Origin of the sequence: Paenibacillus oryzae (assembly GCF_001675045.1) — a bacterium.
GTDB classification, from domain to species: domain Bacteria; phylum Bacillota; class Bacilli; order Paenibacillales; family Paenibacillaceae; genus Pristimantibacillus; species Pristimantibacillus oryzae.
The window spans coordinates 1-15,770 of sequence record NZ_LYPA01000020.1; the positions used below are offsets into that span (position 1 = coordinate 1).

Annotated in this window: 15 protein-coding genes; 6 read left to right on the plus strand and 9 right to left on the minus strand. The window is 47.9% G+C overall.

Annotated features, from left to right (window positions below; translation table 11 throughout):
- Window positions 1-301 precede the first annotated feature (301 nt).
- The 6 genes from A7K91_RS00510 to A7K91_RS00535 all read right to left on the minus strand — a co-directional run bounded on the left by A7K91_RS00510 (window position 302) and on the right by A7K91_RS00535 (window position 6,501).
- On the minus strand, window positions 302-1,321 hold the full coding sequence (locus A7K91_RS00510) for an ABC transporter substrate-binding protein (RefSeq protein ID WP_068678593.1): 1,020 nt from the start codon (window positions 1,319-1,321) through the stop codon (window positions 302-304).
- A gap of 126 nt (window positions 1,322-1,447) precedes the next feature.
- On the minus strand, window positions 1,448-3,097 hold the full coding sequence (locus A7K91_RS00515; protein ID WP_068678595.1) for a helix-turn-helix domain-containing protein: 1,650 nt from the start codon (window positions 3,095-3,097) through the stop codon (window positions 1,448-1,450).
- 94 nt (window positions 3,098-3,191) lie between these two features.
- Complete coding sequence (locus A7K91_RS00520) at window positions 3,192-4,028, minus strand: response regulator (RefSeq protein ID WP_068678597.1); 837 nt, start codon at window positions 4,026-4,028, stop codon at window positions 3,192-3,194.
- Between the two features lie 195 nt (window positions 4,029-4,223).
- Window positions 4,224-4,886: a hypothetical protein gene (locus tag A7K91_RS00525; protein ID WP_068678599.1), complete on the minus strand. Its 663-nt coding sequence runs from the start codon at window positions 4,884-4,886 to the stop codon at window positions 4,224-4,226.
- 75 nt (window positions 4,887-4,961) lie between these two features.
- Entirely contained in the window at window positions 4,962-5,654 is a 693-nt protein-coding gene (locus A7K91_RS00530) for an SAM-dependent methyltransferase (protein ID WP_068678602.1), read from the minus strand.
- 37 nt (window positions 5,655-5,691) lie between these two features.
- A complete protein-coding gene (locus A7K91_RS00535) occupies window positions 5,692-6,501 on the minus strand; it encodes a TrmH family RNA methyltransferase (RefSeq protein ID WP_068678636.1) in 810 nt (269 codons plus the stop codon).
- 164 nt (window positions 6,502-6,665) lie between these two features.
- On the opposite strand from A7K91_RS00535, the gene sspI reads away from it, so the two are divergent.
- Entirely contained in the window at window positions 6,666-6,884 is a 219-nt protein-coding gene (gene sspI / locus A7K91_RS00540) for a small acid-soluble spore protein SspI (protein ID WP_068678604.1), read from the plus strand.
- Between the two features lie 53 nt (window positions 6,885-6,937).
- On the opposite strand, the gene A7K91_RS26305 is transcribed toward sspI, so the two are convergent.
- The 3 genes from A7K91_RS26305 to A7K91_RS00550 all read right to left on the minus strand — a co-directional run bounded on the left by A7K91_RS26305 (window position 6,938) and on the right by A7K91_RS00550 (window position 9,041).
- Window positions 6,938-7,078 carry a hypothetical protein gene (locus A7K91_RS26305; RefSeq protein ID WP_156739212.1) on the minus strand — a complete coding sequence of 47 codons (141 nt, stop codon included), beginning with the start codon at window positions 7,076-7,078 and terminating at the stop codon, window positions 6,938-6,940.
- Window positions 7,079-7,082: 4 nt separating this feature from the next.
- A complete protein-coding gene (locus A7K91_RS00545) occupies window positions 7,083-7,607 on the minus strand; it encodes an MgtC/SapB family protein (RefSeq protein ID WP_068678606.1) in 525 nt (174 codons plus the stop codon).
- A 219-nt stretch (window positions 7,608-7,826) separates the two neighbouring features.
- The gene (locus A7K91_RS00550) at window positions 7,827-9,041 is read right to left on the minus strand and encodes an alpha-D-ribose 1-methylphosphonate 5-triphosphate diphosphatase (RefSeq protein WP_245697129.1); all 1,215 of its coding nucleotides are present in this window, start codon (window positions 9,039-9,041) and stop codon (window positions 7,827-7,829) included.
- Window positions 9,042-9,415: 374 nt separating this feature from the next.
- Here A7K91_RS00550 and A7K91_RS00555 point away from each other — a divergent pair, with 374 nt between their 5' ends.
- The 5 genes from A7K91_RS00555 to A7K91_RS00575 are packed head-to-tail and all read left to right on the plus strand — an operon-like array spanning window position 9,416 to window position 15,120.
- On the plus strand, window positions 9,416-10,426 hold the full coding sequence (locus tag A7K91_RS00555) for an ABC transporter ATP-binding protein (RefSeq protein ID WP_068678608.1): 1,011 nt from the start codon (window positions 9,416-9,418) through the stop codon (window positions 10,424-10,426).
- Window positions 10,413-11,354 carry an ATP-binding cassette domain-containing protein gene (locus tag A7K91_RS00560; RefSeq protein WP_068678610.1) on the plus strand — a complete coding sequence of 314 codons (942 nt, stop codon included), beginning with the start codon at window positions 10,413-10,415 and terminating at the stop codon, window positions 11,352-11,354. Before A7K91_RS00555 ends, A7K91_RS00560 begins: the two co-directional genes overlap by 14 nt.
- The gene (gene opp4B / locus A7K91_RS00565) at window positions 11,354-12,316 is read left to right on the plus strand and encodes an oligopeptide ABC transporter permease (RefSeq protein WP_068678612.1); all 963 of its coding nucleotides are present in this window, start codon (window positions 11,354-11,356) and stop codon (window positions 12,314-12,316) included. Before A7K91_RS00560 ends, opp4B begins: the two co-directional genes overlap by 1 nt.
- Window positions 12,317-12,345: 29 nt before the next feature.
- A complete protein-coding gene (locus A7K91_RS00570) occupies window positions 12,346-13,260 on the plus strand; it encodes an ABC transporter permease (protein ID WP_245697130.1) in 915 nt (304 codons plus the stop codon).
- A 15-nt stretch (window positions 13,261-13,275) separates the two neighbouring features.
- On the plus strand, window positions 13,276-15,120 hold the full coding sequence (locus A7K91_RS00575; protein ID WP_068678614.1) for an oligopeptide ABC transporter substrate-binding protein: 1,845 nt from the start codon (window positions 13,276-13,278) through the stop codon (window positions 15,118-15,120).
- Window positions 15,121-15,770 lie beyond the last annotated feature (650 nt).

Here is a 15,770-nt window from a genome sequence, read left to right on the forward strand (position 1 = left end):
AAATGACTCATTCGGCATCGAGGCCCTTAGTTCCTGTTTGTTCCAAAAATTCACTTAGTAGAGCACCTAAGTAGTAACGATTTTTCGTACAAACCAGCCTCTCGCCCTCACGATTTCGCCTGCTTTATACGATTTTTCGTACAAACCAAACCACTTCCCCGCTCGCGCTTCATTTCTATAAGGTCTCGCTCAGCTGCTACATCTGTCTTAGTCCAACTTTACTTTAATGTGCTTTATATCCGCTTTTATATCTGCTTTTTCTAATTTTATTTCTGCTTTTATTTCAGCTTTCAATCAGCCTTTATTGAAGCTTTTCGCTAAAAGCCTTCACAATAGCGTCAATCGCGTAGCTGTCCGCAAGCGGAGCCATCCCCACATTAAACCATTCCTTGCCTCCAACCATATAGATCTGATCCTTTTGCACGGCCTTCATGCTTTTCCAAAGGGCGCTGTTCAGCATTTCATTAAAGTGTTCTTTGATTGCTTCATTGTTCTCGTCGTCCAGCTGCACAATGAGATGATCAGCGTTATACTCCGGGAGCACCTCCAGCGAAATCGACAAGGCTGTTTCGGACTGCGGGAAATTTTCCAGTGGCTTTAAGCCTAGCTGCTTGTGTACAAGACTGCCTCTGGACAGGTTTTCCCCGTGAAGAACGATTTCTTTAGCCATAATCCTCATGTACAGAACCGTTTCGTCGCCAACAAGCTCATCCAGCTTTTTCGCCGCTTCCTCTTCCTTTGCTTTTAAATCGGCGATTACCTTCTCGGCCTCCGCTTCCTTTCCGAATACGGCGGCGATATCCTTCAACTCGTCCTTCCAATCCTCGCGAGAAGGCAGCAGCACGGTTGGAGCGATTTGTTTCAGCTGATCATAATCCTTTTCCGACCACCAGGCCGGAGCCAAAATAACATCGGGGTCCGCAGCCAATACCGCTTCAAAATCCGGTGTTTTAGCAATGCCCATTTTGATCGTATCTTTAAAAGGCCCCGCCAGATAGGCTGGAAAATCATCATGATAGTTTTGAACCGCTACAGGTGTAATGCCGAGTGCGTACAAAAACTCGGGATAGACAACCGACAAACCGATTACCCGTTTTGGATTGGCCGGAATGATAATGTCTCCTTTTTCGCTAGCTACCGTTCTCTCTTGTGCTGCCTCGTTTTCATTGTCTTGCCCGTTCTCCGCTGATTGAGAAGCCGCCTCGCCCGGCGAAGCGGATGAAGATGGTGAAGGCTCCTGCGCATTACCGCCGCTTCCACAAGCTGTAATCAGGGTCAAGATGATGCCAAGCATAATTGCCGCAATCCAATTCCGTTTCATTCTTTTATTGTCCTCCCGTATATAGGTAATGGCCAACAATGTGTAATTAAGAGTAATTATCATTGTCATTTAGGAGAAGTATAAAAGATTTTGAGCAGCAATCCTATTGACGATTCGGACATCTTTTTATGTACGATTCTGCCATAACCTCAACACCTCATTCAAAACAAGCTCATGGGAAAAGGCCGTGTATTCATTAAACGGACTCCACGGAAACAAATCAACGCAACCGTTCTGAACAGCGGGAATGCTTCGCCAACTCTCGCTTTGCATCCCCCCTTGACGCAAGCCTTCCAACTGACGTCCGCCATCCATAGCAATAAATAAGCGGTCAATATCCATCTCCTGCAGTTGTGTGATTGAAACCTCCTCCCCCAGCTCCTTTAGAATCATTCCGTCAGGCATAGCAAGCCCAAGATCCTCATAAAAAACCGAAGCCATGCTCCGTAAACCGGCTATTTTTAGCCTTTGCCCGGATACCTCAATAACTAATACCTTTTCCTTCCCAAGCGTACCCGCCATTTGTCTTCTGATAAAAGCCGCTTTTTTATCGTATTGGTCAAGCCATGCCTCTGCTTCCTCCACTTTGTTCAGGGCAAACGCCACATACCTCAAGCAGCTTCGCCAATCCCTCAGCTCCTGCGGGATAGCGCAAAGAGAGCCAATTTCCTCAAGACGTCCTTTCTCATCTCCAGATATCCGGCCTTCATCCAAAACGATCCAATCCGGCTTGGCAAGACGAAGCTGCTCCAATCTGGAGGATTCATCCGTATTTAGCGGCAATACATTGTCCCTTTCGTATTTTCGGCGGTAATAATCCGTCCACGGATGATTTTCCGGCGCTGCAAAAGGAATGGCCTTAAGAGCAAGCAGCGCTCCAATTGCCGATGAATGATAAGCCACAATTTTTTGCCTGCAGTTGCGCATAAAAGCTGCCGGGGGAATCCCTGAAATTTCCCTGAACTTACGTCTGAAATACATATCATCCTGATATCCCACATGACGGGCAATGTCCTTCAGCGAGGCTTTTCCTCCTTGCAGCATCAGCATTTGCGCCTGTTTGATACGGTGAATCGTAAGGTATTCCATAGCGCTGCAGCCATGACGCTTTTTGAAAAGCCTCATGAAATGGCGTGGACTCATTTTGGCCTCGCCCGCCAAATCGTCAATCGTTATTCTGCTTCCGTAATTTTTCTCGATATAAAACCTCACAAGCTCCAACGACTCATCGCTATTGCTCTCTCTTTCACTAACACCTGTTAAAGCATCCTGCTCCAAAAGAATATATAGCAGCTCCTGAAAACGAGCCTGAGCACCAAAGCGCTTCAAGCTGCTGCCCGAAGTCCATTGCTTTTCGATAGCTTTACATAATTGCAAAACAGACACTGGCGATTTAGGGAAAATCTCTGATTTTGACGGGAAAAGGCTCTTTGTTTGGAGGCTTTGATTTTCAATAGCGTCACCTTCCGTTTCCTCAAGGACATCAAATAATATCCAATATAATCCCTGTTCATCATGAGTATGGATAAATGCTTCAACATATTGGCAGGGAAAACCAACGTATATGCCGCCGGGTGATACCTCTTCAAATTTTCCATCTACAGTAATCCACCCTTGCCCGGAAGACGTAAACAGCAGCGCATGACAGCTCAAAAATTGCATGCGCAGACTCCATTCTCTGTTTCCGGACTCGCTGCCCGATATCGCTCTCAGCTTAAAGGCCATAGCATCAAGGCCTTGATGACGATCCTCTTTCATTTTATTGCCGCCCTGCATGTGCCGCCTCCCAATCCAATGCCATTATTACATGCAGCATACCATACTGTGTTGAATCAGCGATTCAAAACGTTTGGAATGCTACGCCATCATTTTAATGGTGCTTCGTACAGAGGTTCAGCAGCTCATTTATTGATTCTTGAGGCAAGGTTTCCTCCTCTTCGGCCGCCGTTGCGCCCTCCAGCAAAGTCACAATTGCAGAAGGTATGTATTGTCTTTTGTGTTTGCTGTTTAAGGCATCTATCAGATATTCTGCCTGAAAAGGCTTAGCAACAAAATCATCGGCCCCTTCTTTCAAACAAGACGCTATCATTGAAGCTGTTGCCTTGGCAGAACACATCACTATACGCGTTGTGTCAGCTTCTCCTTCACATTGGCGAATTCTTCGCAAAACCTCAATGCCGTCTATTCCGGGCATACCAATGTCCAAAACAACAAGCTCCGGCTTTAATATGTTGTACATACTTACTCCTGCTTCGCCATCTGCTGCAACTCCCACCACTTTGAACCCGTGCTTCTCCAAAATCTCTTGCAATATTTGTCTCATAAAGGCCACATCGTCAATAATAAGAACGCTCTGTTTCTCCATAACATTCCCATCTCCCCATCTATTCATCTGCTTTTGGAGCAACTGAATACTGTCCTCCAATTGATTGCGTTCAGCAAGCAACTGCTGCATCTTCGTCTGATAAATATCGCGAAGCCGATTACAGTCACGGCAATCCAGCAATTCTCTTATGGCGTCCAGGCTAAAACCGTAGCGCTTCAGCTCCATAATAAAAATCATTTCATTCACCTGATCGCTGGAATAATAACGGTATCGGCTGGATGGATCTACGTGATGCGGTTTCAACAGACCGATTTCATCATAGTAACGCAAAGCATCAACCGAAACCTTCACAACCTTCGACAATTCGCCTATTGTGTACATTTGTGTACATTTTCTCCTCCGTTGATTTATTCGTTGATTTATTCGTTGATTTATTCGTTAATTTATTCATTGATTTCCTTTGTTCATGAACAATTCTTATCTTAATGCCTCGGGTAAGTCCAGAGTCAACAAAAATAAAACCGCCAGAGTTTTTTCCTCTCTGACGGCCTTTAAAGTGCTTGCATTCCTGCTTTATTATTTCCCTACTCCACTCAACACGATTACAGTTGGATAATCAATAGCCTTGCCCTCATGGACCTGATAATCAAGATTTTTAATTTCCTTTTCGACTTCTTCAGCCGTCAGATCATTTCCAAATGAAAGCTTGTCTTGCTCCACTTTGGTAATAAGCCAATTCTCGCTGCGCTTCTCCAAGGCATATTTTTTTGTCATTGCAGTAAACGGTTCACCCTTTAATTCTTTGATTTCAAGTGTGTATACATTGGCTTGGCTGGACTCTTTTCCTTCATACACTTCCGATATACGAACGGTTGTATCAAGCTTGTCCATTCCCATCTGGCGAATGACATTAAGCATACGCTCCTTGTGCCTGTCATACTCCTCCTGAGGCATAGTGGTCAAAGCATCCTTGGTATAGGTTTCATTGTCATAGCCAAATACGATATCATCGCCGGTAGATGCCCAATATTGCTCGCTTACCATTTCATTTATAGCTTTATGATATTGCGTATAGGATTTGTTAAAATATATAAGGTCATATTCACTCTCTTCAACGGTTTTGATATGCTCCACGATTTGTTTTTTTACCGAATTATTTAATGCTGATCCCGAAGTACACGCCGTTAAAATAGTAATAACCAGCAGCAGCAATCCAGACAAATAGGCTTTTGATTTCATTCTATTTCTCCTTTTATTTCTGTCCTTTAATCTTTCCAACCTATTTTTTATACCAGGGCGCGTTTGCAAACACGCCTAAAATGCTATCTTCAACATGCTGTTTGCTCCCTTTTGAAACTCGTATCCCACCGATATCTCCTCAGTGACACAACCCTGCTGGTGTAAAAAGGAGAGTATCTCATCCAATCTATGATACCTGTTTCCTGAAAGGGTGGTTAAAGGAAAAATTCGAATTTCCTTTTTGGTTACTCGAATTAACTCCTGAATCGACTTCATGTGAAAATCGAAATCAAGCCTATCCGAATACATAAACAAAAGATGTGCAGACAATGTCATGTCAAATTGCTTATTCTCGAATGGGAGCGAAGGCAGTGTCGATGCAATATATCGCCCGGGGTGTTTTTTCATATCATTTGAACAATCAGCTAATGCCTGGTACCTATGTTTTTTTAATTCTTCAACTGATTTGAAATAATCCCATACGTAGTTCGTTTGGACACTTTCCATGCTGGTCATGGCATGCTCCAAATCTTGAATGCCTTTTTTCTGAAGCTCCTCAAAGTCATAAAAATAAGCTATATCAGTTGCAGTTACATCGGCACCATGCTGATTCGCGAACGCCGTGAACGAACATGCCCCCGCGGGGCAATCCAGAATGGACTGTCCCTTCAATTCCGTTTTTGTTAAGTTAAACATGGACAAATATTCATCAAATGTCCTCCCAATAAAAACGATGCGACTTAAGTCCAATTTAACCTCTTTGATCATCTCAGCTCACCTTTCCTCTTCTCATCTATTCTCGACTTTAGGTATAAAATTTCCGCTGCCGCAAAGCCTCGTACAGCATAATGGTGCTGGCCATCGCTACGTTCAGCGACTCCGCTTGTCCCGGCATGGGGATAATGACCGCTTCGTCCAAAGCGGCTTCCGTTTGCGTTGAAAGGCCGCGGGACTCATTGCCCATAATGAGCCAAACGGATCGTTTCCAATCGCAATCGTATACGTTTTTTGCCGCTTGAAGGCTTGTGCCCGCCATTACAATTCCACGCTCCTTGCCTTGCGGGATAAGCTCTGCCAAATCGCCTTCGATTATAGGCAGGTGGAAGATCGACCCCATGCTCGACCTCACCGTTTTGGGATTGTATAAATCCACTGTGCCTTTGCCTAAAATAACAGCATCGGCGCCAACGGCATCCGCGCTGCGGATGATCGTCCCTACATTGCCGGGATCGCTTAATCCGTCAAGACCGATGACCAGACAATGCGGCCGAAACAGGGCAGAAAGCTCCGGTTTCGGCTTGCGAACGACCGCAAACACCGGCGGCGGGGTATCCGTATCGCTGCATTTGCTCATGACAGCGCGCGATGCGGAAATCCACTCTTGGGAAGCTGCGGCTGACGCGTAAGGCTCTGACTGAAGCTCGCGAGGAACACCCTTATCCGCGTCATAAACAATAACGGAAATATCCGCATTGCACAAAATAGCCTCCATCACCAGATGAATGCCTTCAATGAGGTATTCTCCGCGCTGATCCCGCTGTTTTTTTTCCAGAAGGCCAGCCCAGCCTTTAACCCGGTCATTGCTTTGTGAAGCAATATGTAAATGATTTGTCATTTTATCCATAACCCTTTCCCGGCCAACCGCCTATATCCAATAACCAATATCAAATCACCTATATCCAATATTCCCATTATACCACAGCCATCTCGCACCGAATAAATTCAATCCGCAGGGACATCATAAAGGAGCAAGCATGAACACAACAGGAGGTAATCCGGTTGGAAAACATCGATCTTCGCCAAGCCATTTTAAATCGCGTACAAAATAATTCCCGCGAGCAGCTAAATGAGGTCATTGAAGGCTCAGTCGGACATGATGAACGGGCTCTTCCGGGGCTTGGCGTCTTGTTTGAAATGATCTGGAAGGAAACCGGCGATACCGACCACAACCACATGGTCGATACGCTATACCAGCATCTCCATAACAAGCAAGGCTAGGAGATGTCTGAAAACCCGCTCAAGGTCATCTTGCGCAGCCTTTCAGGCACGTACTAGAAAAAACGGGCAAAACTGAACTCCTCCCAGGAGCTGTTTTGCCCGTTTTGCAAAATAAACGCATTAAGCAAGGAAGAGACAACAGCAACCTGCTGCAAGCCGCCTGCCGCTAGACTCGTTGCCGTCATACCGACCATCAGCCTACTCCGCCTCGCTGACCTCGCTTTCTTCCTCGCGTTTGTCTCTATCTCTGCCGCCTCTTTTTTCGCCCCGTTTTTCAATCCATTCACCTATTCTGACAAAAATGGAAGTAACGATAAGAGCAAACACAATCAGCGTATAAAAGCCCGCTCCAATTCCGATGCCGATGCCTCCGGAGAAAAAAATCATGGCCGCCGAGGTTAATCCAACAACCTTGACCCCGTTTTTGAGAATGACGCCGGCGCCGATAAAGCCCAGGCCGGTCACAATTTGCGCCGCAAGCCGCATCGGGTCCATCATCGTATGCTCCCTCATCCCGGCGTACAGCGTTACGCTTTGGATGGATACAATCGTAATAAGTGCAGAAGCCGCTGTTACGTACATATACGTTTTTACACCTGCGGGCTTATGCTTGTGCGTCCGGTTCAGGCCGATCATAAAACCAAGAAACGAAGCTACAAGAATCCTCAGCAGCCAATCGTATTGGCCAAGCAAGGATGAAATAAAATGATCTGTCGCTAACATATTAAAGCCTCCTGTTATCTTTCTCTAGCTGCTCTGGCCAGGGCGCGCCTGAAAACTTGCTCAAGGCCATTTTGCGCCGCCTTTCCTCCCCGTGCCTCGTCCGTTTTTCTTAACTTGTCACGGCAAGCCTGCGCAAAAGTTACCTAATGGAACGAATATTCGTTCCTGCCACTCAGAGTATTCGGACAAGCCTTGAAGCATGCTTCCATTGTTCTACTTCTATATATTTCTTGTTTGGGCGCTGTAGACGCAGCGTCCGTCAACGATGGTACGGCTTACCCATGGCAGTCCGCGGTAAAAATGGACCACGATAATATCCGCCGCTTTGCCGGGTTTTATGGAGCCAAAGTCGCGGTCCGTACCCATTGCTATAGCCGGATTCAGGGCAGCCATCTTTACGGCTTCCGGCAAGCGGGAGCCATCCGTTCCGGCCAGCTTGAACACAGAAGCTAGCAGCGATGAGGGATGATAGTCCGAGCACAGCAGGCTTGCCGCCCCGGCCTTCACGGCATCTTCGGCGTTCAAATTGTTGTCATGCGATCCTCCCCGCACAACATTGGGAGCGCCGACGCATACCTGGATTCCTCTCTCCGCCGCAAAACGCGCAGTTTCCATATTGATCGGAAATTCGCTAACCGTCATACCGCAGGCTTCCATCGCATGCACCCGCTCCGGGGAATCATCGTCATGAGAAGCAACGGGAATGCCCTTCAGCGCCGCGGCCTTGCCAAGCCCGGCTAATCTGCTCCAGTCGATTTGCGCCCTGCGCTCCATCAGCTCGTCTACGATGGGGGCTACCTCATCCAGCGTAATCCCCTGATTTTTCATGACATAACGCTGGAACGAACCCGGCGCATGATATTGCCCCTGGCCCGGGGAATGATCCATAAAGGACAAATAATGAATACGTCCATCCTCCACATATTGTTCAACAATGGGCAATCCGGCATGATACGAGACCTCAAAGCGCAGATGAATCCGATTGCGAATCATTGCCCGCTCTTTATTGTACTGATGAATAAGGTCCACCATGCCGGTCAGCAAATGATCGCCTCGCAAGCTAAGCCCGACGCCAAGCGACAAAGAATGATACATGGTCGTGATGCCATGCACCGGCAGCTTCCGTTCAAACTCCAGCAAAGCCAGCTCCAGAGGAAACAGCGTTCCCGGTCTTGGCTGTACTTCCTTCTCGATAGCGTCGCAATGAATGTCGATCAAGCCGGGCAAAATATAGCCGCCTTCTGCATCAATAACCGCTGCATCGGGATGAGAGAAACGCCATGGCCTTTCATCCTCTTCTCGCTCCAGCACAGCAGCTATGCGGCTTCCTTGCACAACAAGGGCGCCTTTAACTACGGCTTCCTCCAACACAATGAAACCGTTATGAATCAAATAAGAAGAAGCTGCATGCCCACCTTTTTCTACTCTTTCCACGCTTGACGGCCCCTTTCATTCTCCTTCATCCGCACTAGCTCTCATTCACATTATCTTAACATATTTACCGTAAAGCGGCTTGAAATTAATCATTCCCTCCAGCGGTTTCCCCTCTCATTAACTATTTTTTCAAATTTTTTACGAAAACCATTTCTTTCCCATCTTTTGTATGTTAAACTACTTAACAAATTCATCCCACACTATAAAACCTCAATCAACCCATTCACTGCAGCTACATACACCATGTATATTCTGATTATTCTGAAAGTTTAGAATATTAATTTAATAACGCTTTACAGCAGTGCAGTCCTCATGAATGCTCCCATTACATCAGCTGTTCTTTTTGCTCTGCCCATAATCAAGGAGGGATTCCATTGCAAAATGAGCTCTTAACTATCCAGCATTTAACGACATCCTTCAAGATTGAAGATCACTATTACGCAGCAGTGGACGAAGTTTCGCTAAGCGTAAAGCCTAATGAGGTGGTTGCCATTGTTGGAGAGTCAGGCTCGGGAAAAAGCGCGCTTGCCTTTTCTATCATGGGTTTGCATGCCCGGGCCAAAAGCGAAGGGAGCATCGCCTTTGAAGGCTATAATCTCAATTCATTGGGCCCCAATGAGTTAAACAAGCTGCGCGGAAAGCATATCGGCATGATTTTTCAGGACCCGTTGTCCGCACTTAATCCGCTAATGACCGTCGGAGATCAAATACAAGAGGCGCTTATCCTCCATCAACCTAACATGTCAAAAAAAGAGCGGAAACGCAAGGTGATCGAGCTGCTCAACTCGGTTGGCATTTTGCAGCCAGACGTTATCGCAAGCAGCTACCCACATGAATTATCGGGCGGCATGAGGCAAAGAATTGTTATTTCCATTGCAATTGCCAACGAACCCAAGCTATTGATTGCGGACGAGCCAACAACGGCGCTGGACGCAACGATTCAGCTTCAAATTCTGGATCTGATCAGGAAGCTGAAGGACGATATCGGAGCGGGCATTATCCTCATTACGCATGATATTGGAGTCGTTGCGGAAATGGCCGACCGCGTTGCCGTCATGTACGGAGGACAAATTGTAGAAATTGCCGATATCCATACGTTATTGTCAGACCCCAGACATCCCTACACCCGTTCGCTTCTTCGTTCAATTCCATCGGCAGACACACCAAAAACAAAGCTCTATTCCATACAAGGCGTCGTCCCGTCCTTGAAGCACCTGCCGCGGCAAGGCTGCCGCTTCCGTTTCCGCATTCCCTGGATCGGGGAAAGCTCTCATGAGGAAAATCCGCAGATGCACGAGCTGTCGCCCGGCCATTTTGTCAGATGCACCTGTTATCAGAACTTCTGGTTTCCCGGAGAGGAGGATATCCAGAATGGCGCTTCTTGATATTAAAGACCTCAAGGTTCATTTTTATGGACGCTCCGGCTTGCTGTCGCGCAAAAAAAAGCCGTTTAAGGCCGTCGACGGCATCAGCTTTTGCATAGAAGAAGGACAAACGTATGGTCTCGTGGGCGAATCCGGCTCCGGAAAAACAACGACGGGCAGAGCCATCATCGGCCTGAACCCCCTCACCTCGGGCAACATCACGTTTAACGGGCGGGACCTGACCATGGAACGGCGCAGGGGAAAAATAACCTTCGACCGCAATATCGGCATGATTTTTCAAGATCCCTATTCTTCTCTTAATCCCAAAAAACGAGTATTGGATATTGTTGCCGAGCCTCTTCGTAATTTCGAACGGCTGTCTCCAAAGAAAGAGCTTGCGAAGGTTCAGCAGCTGCTGGCCCAGGTCGGCATCAGTGCAGACAGCATCTATAAATATCCGCATGAATTTTCCGGCGGCCAGCGTCAGCGAATCGGCATTGCCAGAGCCATAGCGCTGAAGCCCAAGCTCATTATTGCCGACGAACCCGTGTCCGCGCTGGATTTATCCGTTCAGGCGCAGGTGCTTAATTTTATGAAGGACATTCAAAAGGAATTAAATCTGTCTTATTTGTTCATCAGTCATGATCTCGGCATTATCAAGCATATGTGCGACCAGATCGGCATTATGTACCGGGGCAGATACGTCGAGCAAGGTTCGTCCGACGAGCTGTTCAGCAATCCCCAGCATATTTACACCAAACGGCTGTTGTCCGCCATTCCCGTGAAGGAGCCGGCGGAACGAGAGAAACGCGCTCGTGAGCGTGAAGCGATAGCGGAGGAATTCCAGACGTCCTACCATCGTTATTTTGATCAAGAAGGATTGGCTTATCCTCTTCAGCATATTGCCGGGACGCATTACGCGGCCGCGCAAGGAACGGGAGGCCGCTGATGGGAAAAACGATTACGAGACGCTTCGGCATTATGGTTCCGCAAATTATTTTGCTCAGCATTCTTGTATTTTTACTGGCCAAGCAAATGCCGGGAGACGCATTGACCGGTCTGCTGGACCCTAGCGTGGATCCCGCCGTTATTGAATCGCAGCGCGAAAAGCTTGGATTAAACAATCCCTGGCATATTCAGTATTGGGATTGGATCACCAAAGCGATTCAGGGCGATTTTGGCCAGTCCTTCCGCTTCAAAATGCCGGTGCTTGATCTCATTGGGGAACGAATCTCCAATACCGTCTGGCTGTCATTGGCTACCTTGATCCTGACATATCTGATCGCTATTCCGCTTGGCATTACAAGCGGCCGTTACAACGATACATTAAGCGACAGGCTGATTACGGGTTATACCTATTTGGGCTTTGCTGCGCCGCTGTTTATTTTTGCCCTGCTTATGCTATGGCTGTTCGGCTTCAAGATAGGCTGGTTTCCGACGAGCGGAAGTGTGACGCCGGGACTTGAGCCGGGCACGCTGGCTTTTGTCATCAGCAAAATGTATCATTTGCTTCTGCCCGCAACCTCCATGGCGCTTATTACGACCGTTACGACCGTTCAGCTGCTGCGCAGCGAAATCATCGACATCAAGCACAGAGATTTTATACATACGGCTCGCGCCAAGGGCGCTTCCGAATCGCGCATCTATAACCGTCATATTTTGCGAAATGCCTTGCTGCCGATTGCCGCTTTTTTCGGGTACGAGCTGACGGGGCTCATTGGCGGAACGATCTTTATTGAAAGCATCTTCAGTTACCCCGGCATGGGCGAGCTGTTCTTCAGCTCCATTCTGCTGCGGGATTTCAGCGTGATGATTACTATTATTCTGCTCTATGGCATTGCTTCTATTTTAGGAGCGCTTGTGTCCGATTTGATACTTGGCCTGATCGATCCGCGTATCCGAATCAAATAAACCATTTTGGAAAGGAGGCTGCGCCCTTGATTCATCCACCGCCAAATGATATTCCATTGTTGCAAAACGAAGCTTTTGCGGCCAGAAGCCCATCCAGCCTGACAATTTTGTGGCGAGAAATTGTGCGAGACAAAATTGCGCTTGTTTCCTTGGTTTTTATTGTCATTGTCACTGCCTTTGTTTATATCACGTCGCTTGTGCTGGATCAGGAGCAAATTGTCAGGGTTGATTTATTTGCGCTTAACAAGGCGCCTTCGGCCGAGCATTGGCTGGGGACTGATTACGGCGGAAGAGACATTTTTGGCCAGTTGATCATTGGAACCCGAAATTCATTAACGATCGCGTTTCTCGTCACTATGCTTACTGGAATCATCGGCATTTCAATTGGCGTCATTTCGGGCTATTTTGGCGGCATGATCGACAATTTTTTTATGAGAGTGGTTGATTTTTTCCTCATCCTGCCGTTTCTTATGATTGTTATTGCCTTTATCGCCGTTGTTCCCAAATATAGCATCTATTCCTTTACCCTCATCATGACGGCGTTTCTCTGGATGGGTATTGCCAGACTCATACGCTCCAAAGCCCTTCAGGAACGGGAGCTGGATTATATCAAGGCTTCGCGGACCGTGGGCACCTCGCATGCCGGCATTATTTTCAAGCATGTCCTGCCCAATCTCAGCTCAATCATTATCGTGTCCATGACCTTGAATCTGGCTGCCAATATCGGCCTGGAATCCGGGTTAAGCTTTCTTGGCTTCGGTTTCCCCGAGGATACGCCAAGCCTTGGAACACTCGTCAGCTATGCCCGCAACGCGCAAACGCTGGAAAGCAGACCCTGGATCTGGTTACCTGCATCCTCACTGATTCTGGTGCTGATGTTGAGTATAAATAATGTAGGCCAAGCGCTGAAACGCGCCGCCGACGCAAGACAAAGAAGAGGATAAAGGAGGAAACGCTTCATGCTCAACCACCGCTTCACTAAGCTTGTGCTTCCTGTCATGCTTGCTGTTATTGTTGTTCTTTCCGCTTGCTCCAACAAAGGGGGGAGCGAGCCATCCGCTTCTCCAACAGGCACGACCGATTCATCACCGTCCCCGTCTGCGTCAGCAGCGGCTCCGGAAAGCAATGATGACGGCTTGTTCAACGTCAGCGATTTCAACAATATCAAAACCAATGAAGGGGAAGCTATTGCAGGGGGCACGCTTAATTACGGTCTCGTATCAGACACTCCGTTTGCCGGGACGCTTAATTTTAACTTCTACAGCGGCCAGCCCGACGTCGAGGTGCTTGGCTGGTTCGACGAGCCTTTGCTGACCTGGGATGCGAGCTATGTATACACCAATGACGGCGCTGCCACCTACGAGGTATCGGAGGACGGACGAACCTTCACCTTTACGATTCGGGATAATGTAAACTGGCAGGATGGAACTCCTCTTACTGCCGAGGATTGGGAATTCGCGCATGAAGTCATCGGCCATCCCGATTACGACGGCCCCCGTTATGACGGCGGCATGATTAATGTTCAAGGCATGGCGGAATACCATGACGGCAAGGCGGATAAAATTTCGGGAATCGAGGTTTTGAGCGACAAGCAGCTGCGAATTACATACATCGAATCCAACCCGTCGCTTATTACGGGCGGCATATGGAGCTATCCGCTGGCCAAGCATATTTTCAAGGACATCCCCGTTAAGGAAATGTCTGCTTCGGCGGCAGTTCGCCAAAAGCCGGTAGGCATCGGGCCGTTCAAGGTAGAAAGCATCGTACCGGGCGAATCCGTCGTGTTTGTCAAAAATCCGGATTATTGGCGCGGCGAGCCAAAGCTTGACAAGGTAGTCCTGCGGGTCGTTAATCCCTCCAACGTTGTTCAGGAAATCAAAACAGGCGGCGTCGATATAGTCGGCTCCTTCCCCGTCGATCAGTTCCCGGACAACGCAGGTTTGTCCAACGTAGAATGGCTTGGCGCCGTTGACCGCGCCTATACGTATATCGGCTTTAAGCTGGGAACATGGGATGCGGCAGCCAATAAGGTCAAGCCTAATCCGGATGCCAAGATGAGCGACGTCAACCTGCGTAAAGCAATGTGGATGGCCGTGGACAATGATGCGGTGGGCAAGCAATTCTACAATGGGCTGCGCTGGAATGCCACAACGCTCATTCCTCCATCCCACCCGGAGTATCACGATGCCTCCAATCCCGGCATCACCTATGATCCTGAGGCAGCCAAAAAGCTGCTGGACGATGCCGGATACAAGCTGAATGGCGATTTCCGCACCAAGCCTGACGGAAGCGAGCTTACGATCACCTTCATCTCCATGACCGGCTCGGAAATCGCTGAGCCGCTGTCCCGCTACTACGTGCAGGCATGGAAGGAAATCGGCCTGAATGTACAGCTGGAAATGATTGAATTCAACGCTTTCTATAACCGTGTTGGCGATACGGGCGAGGATGACCCGTCCGTCGATGTCTATCAGGCTGCTTGGGGAGTAGGCATTGACGTCGATCCCGCAGGACTGTACGGACGCGAAGCAATCTACAACTTCTCCCGCTATGCGAGCGATGAAAACGACCGCTTGCTGGCAGAAGGACTCTCCGAAAAAGCTTTCGACAAGGAATACCGTCTTAAAGTGTATAAGGAATGGCAGGAGCTGATGGTTCAGGAGGTTCCGGTATTCCCGACCCTTTACAGAGCAAAGGTGGTTCCGGTCAACAACCGCGTGCATAATTACTACATTGGGGACGGCACTGACATGTACGTCTACAACATTGCCGTCAACGCAGATAAAGCGATCGCTGCCAAATAATTAATTGAACCATTATTCAATCGTTTGTCTTTTTTTAAACTGAGTTTTTTTCAAAACAAGTTTTTTTGAAGGATTAACCTTTTTGCAAGACAAACCATTTTACAGGTACAAACCTATTGCAACAACAATTAATTTTTGCAGGATCAAACCAATATTCAAAGCAAGGAGCTTGCGGTCGGGTCCGCAAGCTCCTTTTGTTGTGCGCTTTGTTGTGCGCTTTGTTGTGCGCTTTGTTGTGGCTTTGCGATGAGTTTTTCTGTGCGCTTCACTGTGCGTTTCGAAGAGTCCTTTGGTTTTACGTTTCGCTGTGCGTATGCTGTGCACCCCCCCGTTTAGATTGCTTTATCTCATTTGCCGGACACTTATGACCGCTAGAACACCAATTGGATGTCATTTCTCCAAGTAACGGTCACCGTTGTCCTTTACAAGCTTAAAAGGAGCGTATAGACGGCAATAATCCATTTTGACGGACATAAATGTCTTTTAGAATTTGAATTCCCATAAAAACAGCCTCCTAAAGGACAGAAATGTCCGTCACTGTGCAAGCAGTTCCCGTCACTTGTCCGGCGCTCTTCCGGCACTCATCAAGTCGCTCACTCAGCACCCCATCTGCCACTTATCTCGCCGCTCATCCAGCCACTCATTCAGCA